Genomic DNA, 12,349 nt, shown 5'->3' on the forward strand with positions numbered 1-12,349 from the left:
ATGATGAAGGCGAAACAGATGGAACGGCGCTTGCAGGAGCAGGCACTGCTCGGACGGCGCGTCGACGGCGACCGCCTGGTGCTGGACGACGCCACCCTGCTGGCGGCGCTGGACGGCAGCCGGCCGCTGCGCACGGCCGAGCGCGACGCGCTGCAAGCCTCGCCGCTGACGGCGCGCCGCCTGCGCCAGCTGGCGCTCGAGCGCCGCGCCGGCGCCGGATCGAGCACCGTCACCGCCTGGCGCGGCAGCCGCGGCATGCTGCGCGCGGCCAGCAGCGGCGGCGCGCCGTCACCGATCCGCACCGACGACGGCTGCTGGACCCTGCATTTCATCGCATCGGCGGACGGCTGGCGTACCATCCTGCAATTGGCGCCGGATGCGCCATTCGCCGCCGCGCTGCTGGCCGCGCGCGCGCCGCTGCAGGTGCGCGACGGCCTCGGCCGCATTTTGCTCGAAGGCCGGCTCGACGCCGACGGCGAATGCGAGGCGCCGTGGCCACTGGCGGCCGCGCCGGCCACGCACCTGCAGGCGCACGGCGCCGCATTCACGGTAACGCCACTCACGGAGACCTCATCATGTTAGGGCTGTTCAAGCGCGCGACCCCGGTCGCCGATGCCTGCGAGCTGGGCAGCAGCGCGGTGGCGCTGCCAGTGCGCAGCGGCTGCAACGTGCCGCCGCAGTTTCCGGTGGTGGTGGTCGACGCCCGCGGCAGCACCCGCCGCGCCGGCGCCGCCGCCGCCAAGCGCATCGAATTGCGCGACGGCGAGCTGGCCTACGCCTTCCATCCGGGGCCGTACACGGTCGACCTGGTGCCGTTTGCCGGCGCCCCGGAGATCGGCCTGCGCACCCGCTTCGCCATCGCCGCCGATGCGCAGGCCGCCCACCAGCGCTTCGACCTGTACCTGGCCAGCGAGGTCTCGGGCCGGCTCGGGCTGGATGCGCTGGTCGCCGCGATGGAAGGCGCGCTGCAGCGCGAACTGCAGGACGGCGGCCTCGCATTGCCGCCATGCGCCACCATCGACGAGTGGAACGCCTTCCGCCTCGGCCTCAACCAGCTGCTCTACATGCGTTTCGGCGTGACCGTCGACGATTGCGTGCCGGCCGACCTGGGCGGCAGCCGCGATTATGCGGCGCTGCTGGCGGCGCGTGCGGCGGGCGGCGCGGCCCCGGCGCCCATGCAGGTAGCGCCGGTCCCGCCGCACGCAGCGGGACCGGCGGCGGACCTTATCGCCGAGCCGGCCATCGCCGACGCCAGGGCGCTGCGCCGCCTGTTCCTGGAGCTGCCCTGCCTGATGTGCGGGCTGCGCCTGGCCGCGCTGCCGGCCAGTCCCGAGCAGTTCCGCCAGCAGCAGGCCATGCTGCAGCGGCTCGACCTGCTGTGCGTCGGCGTCAACGCCATGCCGGCGCTGGCCATGGCGGCGCCGGGGCAGGCACTCGGCGCGGCCGAACAGCAGCGCCGTGCGCGCCACAGCCGCCGCGCCACGGTCTCGCTCGACGAAGCCTGGGCACTGCTGGCGCGCCTGAAAAACGCCACCCCGGCGCTGCTGGCGCCCCTGTACGACGAGGCCGAGCGCATCGTCGCCAACCTCGAAGCCGACTGCGACGGCCGCCGCCGCACGCAGGACAGTGCCAACGAAGGCGCCAACCAAGGCGAGACCGCATGAGCGGCGCGCCCACCAGCGCCGAGTGCCGCAGCCTGCTGCAGGATGGCAGCGTGCTGACGGTCAGCGCCACGCGCCGGCCACGCGCCGGCCGCGCCGAGGTCAAGTGCAGCGCCCCCGGCGACGCCCGCCTGGCCGAACGGATGCAGGAAGTGGTGCGCCTGGCGCGCCACACCGAAAGCCGCTTCGACAGCCGCGACCAGGTCGTGATCGGCATCGACCGCGCGCCGGCTACCGGTGAGCGCGACTGGGAACTGGCGGTGGTGCTGGCCGACCGCATGGTGCGCGGCGTCTGGGCGGCGCGCGGCCCGGTGCTGGCCAACGGCTGGTCGGATGCCTGGCACCTGGGGCGGGTCGATGGCCATGCGGCCGACGTCCCGGCCGCGACATTGCCGGCGGCGCTGCTGGGCGGCCCCGGCGGCCTGGTCCACCTGGGGCAGCTGTCCGGCCATCCGGACCCGGCTGCCGCGGTGTCGACCGCGCGTGCCTGGTTCCCGCTGCATGCCGGCGGCGCCGCCGACAGCCTGTGCTGGGTCGAGGTCGGCGTCTATCCGGTGCAGGGCACATCGGGAGCGCTCGACGACGAACAGGCCATCGCGGTGCCCGGCCAGGATGCGGCGCGCCAGCTGGGCGTGCGCCAGGCGCTGGCCGCGGCGCGCCACTTCGACGCCGGCCATCGTCCCGGCGCGGGCGGCGGCGTCCGCTGGCGCACCACGGTGCGCTTCGGCCAGCCGCATTTCCAGGGCCGCTCGTTCGAGCTGGCGCTGGTGCTGGCCGACCGCATCGCGCGCGGCCGCGAGTTCCTGCCGCGCGGGCGCCTGATCGCAAGCGGGCAGTCGGACGCCTGGCATGCCGGCCGCGTCGACACCGTCGAGGGCATCGCGCCGAAATGCGCGCTGCTGCTGCGCGAAGCGGCGCCCGGCGACCGCATCCTGCTGCCGCAGGCCTGGCAGGCGGCGCTGCCGGACGGTTTCGCGCAGCAGCTGCGCGCCCTCGGCGCCAGCATGGCGTGCGTCGAGCGCATCGGTATCATCTAAGGCTGCCGCGCACGCTTGTCGCATGAAAACAGGATCGGGCCGCCGCTGCTACAATCGCGCGGCATGAAAGCAGGGCACAGTTTCAGGAAGACGGGAGACCATATGTTCAATCTGTTCGCGGCGGGCACGACGGCGCCCTTGCGCAAGTCGCCGGTCCTGGTCGACAACCGCTGGATGCCGGAGGCGGACGATCTGGCCGTGTTCTTCGGCGTGGATGCCTTGTCCGGGATCTTCGTGAAGACCTTGCGCGTGCCGGCCACCGCGCGCGCCTACATCCTGCAGGGTGGGCAAGCCACCGAAGTGCCGCAGGGAGAATACGAGATCGAGGGTTTCTTCACGCGCCTGAACCACCTGCTGCGCGACCAGCACGCCGAGATCCTGGTCACGCGCAGCAGCGCGATGGCGCTCGATTTTGCGCTCGACGGCCTGGTGACGGCCGAACAGCTGGAGGTGGCGGCGCGCCTGGCGCTGTCGGTCCGCATCGAGAACGTGCCGGCGTTCGCGCGCCATTTCATGACCACCCCGGGCACGATCGGGGCCGCCCAGCTGCGCGAACTCCTGCAGCCGCCGGTGCGCCAGCTGGCCGGCGAATTCGTGGCGACGCGCTCGCTACGCGACATGGCCGGCAGTACCCGCCTGCGCGAGGAACTCGACCAGCACCTGCAGGGCGGTATCGCCATGCTGCTGGCCCAGTACGGGCTGGCGGTGGCGCGGGTCGACACGCTGGAGGTGCGCCACGATAAGTTCGACGCCAACCGTGCCCGCATCGGCAGCCTGTGGCTGGCGGCCGACGAGCGCCACGTCGAGACCGCGCACGCGCAGCGGCTCGACGAGCTGTATTCCGAAGAAGAATGGCGCCGCATTCGGCGCCAGGAGCAGGATGCGCGCCTGGCCTACCGGCGCGCCGAGCTGGCCCAGGACGGCAGCCTGGAACGCGCCGAACTCTCGCTCAAGAACGCCGAACGCGCGCACGCCATCCGCGCGCGCGAGATCGAGCTGTACGGCCGCATTGTGGAGTCGCGCACGCGCAAGCAGGCGGTCGAGCGCGGCGCCATCGACGCGGTCAAGGAACTCGAGCACGAACTGGCCGCCAAGCGCGGCGCGCGCCTGGACGAAGCCGGGCAGTGGGAACACCTGCGCGAGCTGGCCGCGATCCGCATGCGCACCGAGCTCGAAGTGGCGCGCCAGGACGCGGCCGAGGCGCGCACCGTGGCGCAGCAGCGCTTCACCCACCAGCTGCTGCAGCAGCAGATCCGCAACAAGATCGAGCAGGCGCAGGGCATCGAGGATGCCGCACGGCGCCGCGCCGAGCTGGTGCGCCTGCAGGCCACCGAGCAGGCCGCCGCCCGCCGCGCCCAGGACATCGACGACGAGGAGCACGCGTCCCAGTTCCGGCTGGTGCAGCTGGCCAACCGTGCGCGCGTGCGCGAAGCCGAGCGCGTGCTGGAATGGGAAGAGGCCCAGTTCGGTACGCGCCTGCGTGGCGCCGAGCGCGGCGAGTCGGTCGAGGCCGAGGACGTGCGCCAGCGCATCGAGTCGTTGCGCCGCGCCGGCGGCCAGGCCGAGGCGCTGGCCCAGCACGAAAAGCTGCTGCGCACGATCGAAGCCGATGCCCTGCAGCTGCGCCGCCAGCAGGAGGTGCGCAACGCCGGGCGCGAGGCCGAATGGCAGCACGAGTTGCGCCGCATGGCCCAGGAGGCCGAACACGCGGCCGCGCTCGGCGCGATGGACGACACCGCCAAGCTGGCACTGGCCGACCCGGCCAACGCGGCGCTGCTGGCCGACGTGATGAAGACGCGGGTGCATGCCGGCATGAGTCCCGAGCAGCTGGCGGCGCTGGCCGGCGTGGTCGGCGCGGCGCATGCCGGTGGCGTCGAGGCGCTGCGCCTGGCGCAGCAGCAGGTCGAGGACGAGCGCGTGCGGCGCGAGCGCGAAGTCGACAAGGACCGCCGCCACCAGCTCGACCTGCTGGCGCTGCAGAACGACGTCAACAAGGCGGCGCTGGCGTCGCAGGCGCAGCTCGGTGTCGGCGTGGCCGCCGCCGGCAAGGCGGGCGGGGCGGGCGGCGCAGCTGCGGCCCCATGCACGCACGCGCACGCGGGTGCCGGCGACCGCTTCTGCGGCAGTTGCGGCGCGCCCCTGCCGGCCCGGGGCTGATGCAGACGGCGCTCGACAAGCTGCGCGAACTGCGCGCGCTGCACGAAGACGGCTTGCTGAGCCGCGAGGAGTTCGAGGGCCGCAAGAACGCGATCCTCGACGCCAGCTATGCGCCGCCGGCGCCGTCGTCCGATGTATTAGCCCCCGCCGCGCGCCCCGGCACCGAGATCGGCCTGATGGCCGGCCAGGAAGTCGGCCCGTTCGAGCGCCGCTACCGGCTCGACCGCCTGATCGCCCACGGCGGCATGGGCCAGGTGTGGGAAGCCACCGACCTCGCCACCGAAGCCGAGCTCGGACACAGCGCCCGGGTCGCGTTGAAGATCCTGCCGCCCCAGCTGACCGAGAACGGCGCGCATGCGCGCCTGCTGATCGAGGAAGCGGCGCGTGCGCGCCAGCTGGCGCACGAGCACATCGTGCGCGTGTACGACTGGGCCCAGGACCCGGCCACGTCCAGCTACTTCATCATCATGGAATGCCTGGACGGCGAAGACGTCGACAGCCTGCTGGCGCGCGAAGGGGCGCTCGGCCTGGAGCGCACGCTGCAGCTGCTGGCGCCGGCCGCCGAGGCGCTCGACCACGCCTGGGAGCGGCACCGCCTGGTGCACCGCGACATCAAGCCGGCCAACCTGTTCCTGACCCGCCGTGGCGAGGTCAAGCTGCTCGATTTCGGCATCGCGGCCAGCGCCCGCGGCGGCGTCGATGCCGACAGCGCCGGCGTGGAAGCGCCGCCCAGTTCCGGCACCGCCGGCTACCGCGCGCCGGAGGCTGGGCGCGACGCCGCGGCGCCGGCACCGGCACCGGCGCTGGACGTGTATTCGGTGGCGGTGCTGGTCTACCGGATGGTGGCCGGACGCCTGCCGTTCGGGCTGCTGCGCGATCCGCTGCAGCAGCCGACGCACCCGGCGGGGCTGAACGAGGCGCAGTGGGAGGTGCTGCAGGCCGGCTTCGCGCTCGATCCGCAAGCGCGCCCGGCCAGCGTGCGCCTGCTGCTGGCACGCCTGCAGGATGCCGCCGGCCCCGGCGCCGCCGAGCTGGCCGAAGAGGAAAGGCAGCGCCGTGACGCCGCGCAGCGCCAGGCGGCCGAGGCGGCCCAGGAAGCCGAGCGCAAGGCCCAGCAGGCGGTGCGCGAGGCGGCGATCCGGGCCGCGGCGGTGGCCGCCGCCAGGGCCGCGGTCGAGCGCCAGCGCCGCGAACAGGAAAAGCTGGCGCGCGCGGCGGCCGACGAAGCGCGCGCGGCACGCAAGGAAACGCTGCGGCGCCAGCTGGCCGAGCGGCGCGAGCTCGAGTTCGAAAAGGCGAGGGCAGAGCAGGAAGAGGCGCAGCGCAAGCAGGCGCAGGCGCGGGCTGCCTCGGTCTACCTGGCCGAGCAGAAACGGGCGCGTGCCGAAGAGGCGGCGCAGGCACAGGCAAACGCCGGCGCGGCCGGGACCGAGGTCGAGGCGCTCGAGGCGCCTATCGCTTCACCGGCATCGGCGCCGGCACCGGCACCGTCACCGGCGCCCGCCGGCCCGGCCGCCGCTGCTGCCACTGCCGGCCCGGAAAGCATCCTGCGCGACCGATTTATCGCCGCCGACGGCCAGGGCCCGGAACTGGTCGTGCTGCCGGCCGGCCGCTTCCAGATGGGCTCGCCCGAGCACGAGCGCAAGATCGCGATGGAAGCCGGCTCGCAGAAGGGCTGGCTGGCGCGCGAGCTGCCGCAGCACTGGGTCGGCATCGAGCGTCCGGTCGCGATGGGAAGATATCCGGTGCTGGTGGAAGAATGGCGCGACTTCGTGCGCGCCACCGGCTGGCGCCCGAGCGGCGACGTCGACTGGAATGCGCCCGGCTTCGCCCAGACCGGGCGCCATCCGGTGGTCGGCGTCAACTGGTTCGACGCCTTGCGCTACGTGCAGTGGCTGTCGCAGGCCACCGGCCGCACTTATCGCCTGCCGAGCGAGGCGGAATGGGAATACGCCTGCCGCGCCGGCACCCGCACCGCCTTCAGCTGTGGCGACACGATCGGCCCGGAGCAGGCCAACTACGATGGGAATTTCACCTACAACGGCGGGCCGCGCGGCGCCTACCGGCGCGGGACCACGCCGGCCGGCATGTTCGCCCCGAATGCCTGGGGACTGCACGACATGCACGGCAACGTGTGGGAATGGGTGCAAGACGTGGTGCACGACAACTACGAAGGCGCGCCGCTGGACGGCAGCGCCTGGGAAACCGGTGGCGACCCTGCGCGCCGCATCCTGCGCGGCGGCTCCTGGCTGTACAACCCGCGCTACCTGCGCTCGGCGCTGCGCAACGGCTTCTCGGCCGTGCTGTCCAACGATATCGTCGGTTTCCGCGTAGTGCGCGAGCTGGCCTAGCCCGCGCTTGACTGGATGACTAAGTAGACCTTCAGGCTGCCAGCGCCAGGCGGCCAGCGTGCGCCGCTGCACTGCGCGGGGCCGTAGGCGTATGTTCCTGGTCGAGACGGAAGGTGCCGACCAGTTCGGCCAGTGCATGCGCCTGCTCCTGCAGCGAGGCGGTGGCTGCAGCCGCTTCCTCGACCAGCGCCGCATTCTGCTGCGTGGCCTGGTCCGCCTGCACGACGGCCTGGTTGATCTGCTCGATGCCCGAGCTCTGCTCGGCGCCGGCCGCCATGATCTCGGTCATGATGTCGGTAACGCGCGCCACGCTGGCCACGATCTCGTCCATCGTATTGCCGGCCTGGTCGACCAGCCCGGCGCCGGCGTCGACGGTCGCCACCGACGCCGTGATCAGTTCCTTGATTTCCTTGGCCGCCGCCGCCGAACGGTGCGCCAGGTTGCGCACTTCGCCTGCGACCACCGCGAAGCCGCGGCCCTGTTCGCCGGCGCGGGCGGCTTCCACCGCCGCGTTCAACGCCAGGATGTTGGTCTGGAAGGCGATGCCGTCGATGACCGAGATGATGTCGACGATGCGCTTGGACGAATCGTTGATCGAGCCCATGGTCTGGACCACCTGCGACACCAGCTGGCCGCCGCGCACTGCGACTTCCGAGGCCGACACCGCCAGCTGGTTGGCCTGGCGCGCGTTGTCGGCGTTGTGACGCACGGTCGAGGTCAGCTCTTCCAGCGCCGAGGCGGTTTCTTCGAGGCCACCGGCCTGCTGCTCGGTGCGGTTCGACAGGTTCAGGTTGCCGGCCGCGATCTCGCTGCTGGCAGTGGCGATCGAGGCGCTGCTGTTACGCACGCTGCGCACGGTGGTGGCCAGGTGGCTCTGCATGTCGGCGAGGCCCTGCAGCAGCTTGCCCATCTCGTCGCCACGGTCGATCGTGACCGGCGTCGACAGGTCGCCCTTGGCCATCGCATCGAAGTGGACCAGCGCCTGGTCGAGCGGACGCATGATGGCGCGCAGCAGCGATACCGAGGACGCGATGATCAGCAGCGCGCCCAGCACCACGGCGCCGATGGCCAGCTTCATCTGACGGTCGCCCATGCTGACGCTGCCTTCGAACGCGGTCTTGGCGGCGGCGACCTGGTAATCGTCGAGCTTGGTCGAGGCGGTGTTGTAGTCGCCGAAGGTCGCCGTCAGCTTTTTCATGAACAGCGTTTCCAGCGTCGCGGCATCCTGCGCCTGCACCGCGCGGGTCACCGCCTCGATGGTATCGACATAGGCCTTGCGCTGCTCGGCCAGGGTCTTGACCAGCGCCGCTTCCTCGTCGCTGCGCGGCATGGCCTGGTATTGCTGCCAGGTCTTCTCCGAATCGGCCATGAAGCCCTGCATGCGCGAAATGGTCTTGGCGACGTCGGGTGCATCCGGGTGCAGCACGGCGCGGTCGAGCACGAAGCGGGCGCGTGCCAGCCAGTTCTTGGAATTGTTCAGGGCGATGCTGGACAGCAGCTGGTTGGAGTACACCTGTTCGAGCGAGCGCTGGGTCGCGCGCATGCCGTTGATGCCGATCAGGCCGGTTGCCACGATGATCAGGCCGAGCAGGGCCATGGTTGCAATGAGGCGAATGCGGAGGGTCAATTTGGTTGTCATACCAGGAAGCAGTGAAGAGAGTGGACGAACTCTACCGTTCAACTTTCCGGAATTCAACAAAATGGTGAAATTTGTTGCCTCATGGATACATCATACGAAGAATTACAAAATATCGGGGAAAGGCATGCTACGAATGAGAATGCTGTGGAAAGTGGCATAATCGAGGCCTCAGGCTTCCTTGTTCATGGCAGGACTGCGAGGTGTGACATGCACATTCCGGAGGACATTCAGATTCCCGTCATCGTATTCGGGCTGCAGGCAGCCCTGCTGGCGGGCGCGGCGCTGGTGTTCCTGATGCTGGTCCCGGACTGATCCGGGACGGCATCTGGCGGGTTCAGGCGTTCAGCGCCGCCGCCGCAATGGTGCGGCGGCGCTCGCCTTCGTGCGCGTCTTCAGGGCGCGGCCGCGCCGTAAAGCGCACGCGGCCATGGAACCCGGCCAGGCGCTCGAGCGCGCTCGCCGGCGTCAGCGGCGTTTCCCGGCCGCTGGCCTGGTCGAGGTGCCAGAATCCGCCATCGCGGTGGAACAGCAGCGGCATGGCGGCGGCCCGTGGCAGTGTCAGCGCGCCGCTACCTTCGACACCGGGCGGCGCCGGCCTGCGTTCGGGCACAAGCAGCATGAAGCACTCGGCGGCGCCGCCGGCATCCACGCGGTGCAGCACCAGCGCGTGGTCCAGCAGCGCCGTCACCACCAGCGTGACCACGCCGCGGATGCTGGCCGTCAGGTCGATGCGCAGGCCGAGCCGCAGCGGCACCGGCTTGTGCTTGCCGGGCCAGACGCCGTCCAGCAGCAGGCCGTAGCGCGACACGTCCTCGATCTCGAAACCGTGACGCGTGGCGCGGATGACGGCATGGCGCCCGGACAGCCGGCGCGTCAGGCCGCCGGCGTCGGGTCCGTGCTCGCCGTGGTGCTGGAGCAGCAGGTCGGCCTCGGCATGCGCCATCTCGAAGCGTCCCAGCACGCATTCGTCGAGCGCGAACAGGCGCAGGTGGCGCGGGAAGCCGGCATCCGGCTCGGTTTGCACCAGGCAGGCGCTGGAAGCCGGGCAGGGGTGGGCGGACGGCGCCGCCGGCAGGTCGATCTCGACCAGGTCCTCGTCCCAGGCCAGCGTCGGCAGCGCCAGGCTGACCTTGCCGCCGCCGTTGTCGCCCCTGAAGGCCGCGAAGTCGAGCTGGGCGATCGAGGCGTTGCGCGCCCGGACGTCGATGTCGAGCGTACCGCCGGCGGCCGGACCCTGCGCCAGGCCCTGCAAGCGCGTGATGGCGCCGTCGTCGGCGTGGATGCGGACGTTCTTGTGGGTCGACAGGAAGGTCTGGTGGATGTCGCCGAGCGTGGCGTCCGGGCGCGGCACCAGCAGTACCAGGGTCGCGGCCCAGGCGCGCGCGGCGTCGCCGGCAAAGGCTTGCGCATGCACTTCGGCGTCGATCCGGTACTGGCCGTGCTCGCGCCCGCGCGAGGAAAACTCGATGAACAACGGCCGCCAGTCGCCGCCCGGACCGCGCCGGAAGGCCATGCGCGCGCCGCTGTCGGCCAGCAGGTCCGATTGCAGCAGCAGCGCCATTTCGGCCGGCGCCTCCGGCGGCATGCCGCGCAGCTCCAGCTTGACCGCATGGCGGCCGCCGGCGGCGCGCGGGTCGTAGCCGCTGACGTGCAGGTGCGGCCGCGGCGCCGGCACGGCCGCGCGGACGGCGGCGCCGTTGCCGCGCGCGCTGCGCAGTTCGCGGATCATGTCGTAACTGGGCGTCTCGAAGGCATCGGCGGCCGCACTGGCCGCACCGGCCGCAGGTCGGTCCTGCGGCTGGGCATGGCCGTGAGCGCACTGGGTCTCGCCGGGCAAAACCCAGTGGGTGCAGTGCGGATGGTCGGAGCTGGCGCAGCGGTGCATGTTGGCGGCAGGTTGTTAAACAATAAATGGACGTGGCTCGAGCATAGGCGATTCTACCGGCAAGCGGCGCCCGTCTTGCCTGCGGCTAAGCACATTTTGCAATACTTTTTGCTGAATCGCATCGGTTTGCGACACCTCAGGCCAGCGGCAGTGCGGTTTCGTCGCGCGCGCCGCCGTCCGGCGACCGCAGCAGGATCGCGCTGACATTATCCGGATAGAAGAAGGCCGCCGGATGGGCGTTGTAGGCGGCCAGCAATGCAGCCAGCATGGTGGCGGCATCGGCGCGCCCGGCCAGCAGCTGCGGCCACTGGGACGCCCAGCCATACGGATCCGAACACGACCACAGGCCGTCGGTGGCCAGAAGGTAGGACGCGCCGGGCACCAGGCGCAGTGCGCGGCGGTCGGGCAGGTGGGCCAGCCAGGCCGGCAGGCGCAGCGGCGTCAGTTCAAACAGCGGATCCTGCAGGCGCATCGGATCGGCGAAGGCATTGCCGAGGATGAAGGCCTGCGATACCTGCGGACGGTGTTCGCCATGTACCTGCTGCCACCAGTGCGCGTCCTGCAACTGCCCGGCCATCGCCAGCGCCGTGGCCGGGACATGGTCGATCGTCAGCGGCGCCACCCGCGCGCGCGTGATCTCGTACAGGCGCGAATCGCCGACGTGGTACAGCAGCGCATCGGCGCCGGCCGGCAGTTCGAGCATGGTCAGCGTGGTGCCGGGGCGCGGGCCGTCGTCGAAGCGGGCGTCGGCGAAATGCCGCTGCAGGTCGCCGTGCAGGGTATCCAGGCGCTGCGCCAGCGCGGCCACCTCGGTGCACGGCGGCATCGCCAGCAGGCCGGCCACCACCGCTTCGGCGGCCTCGCGTCCATGGCCGTGGCCGCCCATCCCGTCCAGCACTGCCAGGCGCGCATGGCCGCGCGGCCAGCCGGGCAGGCGGCGCCGCACCGGCACCTGGCCGTGCAGCCAGACGGCATTGCCGTCGTGGTCGACCAGCAGCAGGTTGTCCTGGTTTTCCGTGCGCAGGCGCGGGCCGGCGCCGAGGCGCGAGCAGGCGGCGACGTCGAGGTCGCCGAAGCGCAGGCCGTGGAGGATGTCGGAGGGGAGCGGAATCGGCATGCTGTTACTTTAACCGATGCCGGCGCCGAGGTGGCCGGACTTCAGGCGCGCACGCAGGAGACTGCCGCTTGTGCGGCGGCGCCGGCGTCGCCGTCACACTCGGGCGGCAGGGATTCGAAGCGCATGTCGTCCAGCTGGGCGCACAAATCGGGGTCGCCGCGCACGACGGCGCCGCGCTCGATCACGCACTGTTCGACCGGGTCGTTCGGCATGGCCGGGTTCTCGACCCGTACGACGCGGCCTGCGGCGTAGTGGACGATCGTCAGCGTTACCCAGCCGTCGATGGCCTGGGCCCACAGCGTCTGGCAGCCGTCGTAGGCCGGGCCAATGGCGGGCGTGCGTGGATGGACTTTCAAAAGCATGCCCATATGATGGTCGACGCCGGCGTCCGGCGGCGGCACGGCCAGGCCGCAGTTCGGGGCGGCACCGGCGGCGGCGTGCAGCGCCAGCGCCAGCAGGGGAAGGGAGCGGATCATGAGGGTCGGAAAGCCGGACATAACCA

9 protein-coding genes are annotated in these 12,349 nt (G+C 71.6%); 5 read left to right on the plus strand and 4 right to left on the minus strand.

The annotated features are described in order from the left end of the window. The 5 genes from U1H99_RS08720 (at position 1) to U1H99_RS08740 (ending at position 7,206) form a co-directional block, all read left to right on the plus strand. The gene (locus tag U1H99_RS08720; RefSeq protein ID WP_323141343.1) at positions 1-582 is read left to right on the plus strand and encodes a hypothetical protein; all 582 of its coding nucleotides are present in this window, start codon (positions 1-3) and stop codon (positions 580-582) included. Continuing rightward, entirely contained in the window at positions 576-1,664 is a 1,089-nt protein-coding gene (locus tag U1H99_RS08725; protein WP_323141344.1) for a hypothetical protein, read from the plus strand. The genes U1H99_RS08720 and U1H99_RS08725 overlap by 7 nt, the downstream gene beginning before the upstream one ends. Continuing rightward, positions 1,661-2,698, plus strand: coding sequence for a hypothetical protein (locus tag U1H99_RS08730; protein ID WP_323141345.1), 1,038 nt, complete (start codon positions 1,661-1,663; stop codon positions 2,696-2,698). Before U1H99_RS08725 ends, U1H99_RS08730 begins: the two co-directional genes overlap by 4 nt. Before the next feature lie 102 nt (positions 2,699-2,800). Continuing rightward, entirely contained in the window at positions 2,801-4,855 is a 2,055-nt protein-coding gene (locus U1H99_RS08735; RefSeq protein WP_323141346.1) for a hypothetical protein, read from the plus strand. Beyond that, positions 4,855-7,206: a bifunctional serine/threonine-protein kinase/formylglycine-generating enzyme family protein gene (locus U1H99_RS08740; protein WP_323141347.1), complete on the plus strand. Its 2,352-nt coding sequence runs from the start codon at positions 4,855-4,857 to the stop codon at positions 7,204-7,206. Before U1H99_RS08735 ends, U1H99_RS08740 begins: the two co-directional genes overlap by 1 nt. 31 nt (positions 7,207-7,237) lie before the next feature. Here the strand turns inward: U1H99_RS08740 and U1H99_RS08745 are convergent, their stop codons facing one another. The 4 genes from U1H99_RS08745 to U1H99_RS08760 all read right to left on the minus strand — a co-directional run bounded on the left by U1H99_RS08745 (position 7,238) and on the right by U1H99_RS08760 (position 12,323). Next, positions 7,238-8,845, minus strand: a complete 1,608-nt coding sequence (locus tag U1H99_RS08745; protein ID WP_445974737.1) for a methyl-accepting chemotaxis protein — start codon at positions 8,843-8,845, stop codon at positions 7,238-7,240. Positions 8,846-9,179: 334 nt separating this feature from the next. Next, the gene (locus U1H99_RS08750; RefSeq protein WP_323141349.1) at positions 9,180-10,730 is read right to left on the minus strand and encodes an FHA domain-containing protein; all 1,551 of its coding nucleotides are present in this window, start codon (positions 10,728-10,730) and stop codon (positions 9,180-9,182) included. Positions 10,731-10,866: 136 nt separating this feature from the next. Continuing rightward, positions 10,867-11,847 carry a PP2C family protein-serine/threonine phosphatase gene (locus U1H99_RS08755; RefSeq protein ID WP_323141350.1) on the minus strand — a complete coding sequence of 327 codons (981 nt, stop codon included), beginning with the start codon at positions 11,845-11,847 and terminating at the stop codon, positions 10,867-10,869. A gap of 41 nt (positions 11,848-11,888) precedes the next feature. Next, complete coding sequence (locus U1H99_RS08760; protein ID WP_323141351.1) at positions 11,889-12,323, minus strand: hypothetical protein; 435 nt, start codon at positions 12,321-12,323, stop codon at positions 11,889-11,891. Positions 12,324-12,349: the final 26 nt, after the last annotated feature.

It is taken from the genome of Massilia phyllosphaerae, from assembly GCF_034659755.1.
Taxonomy (GTDB): Bacteria; Pseudomonadota; Gammaproteobacteria; order Burkholderiales; family Burkholderiaceae_D; genus Telluria; species Telluria phyllosphaerae.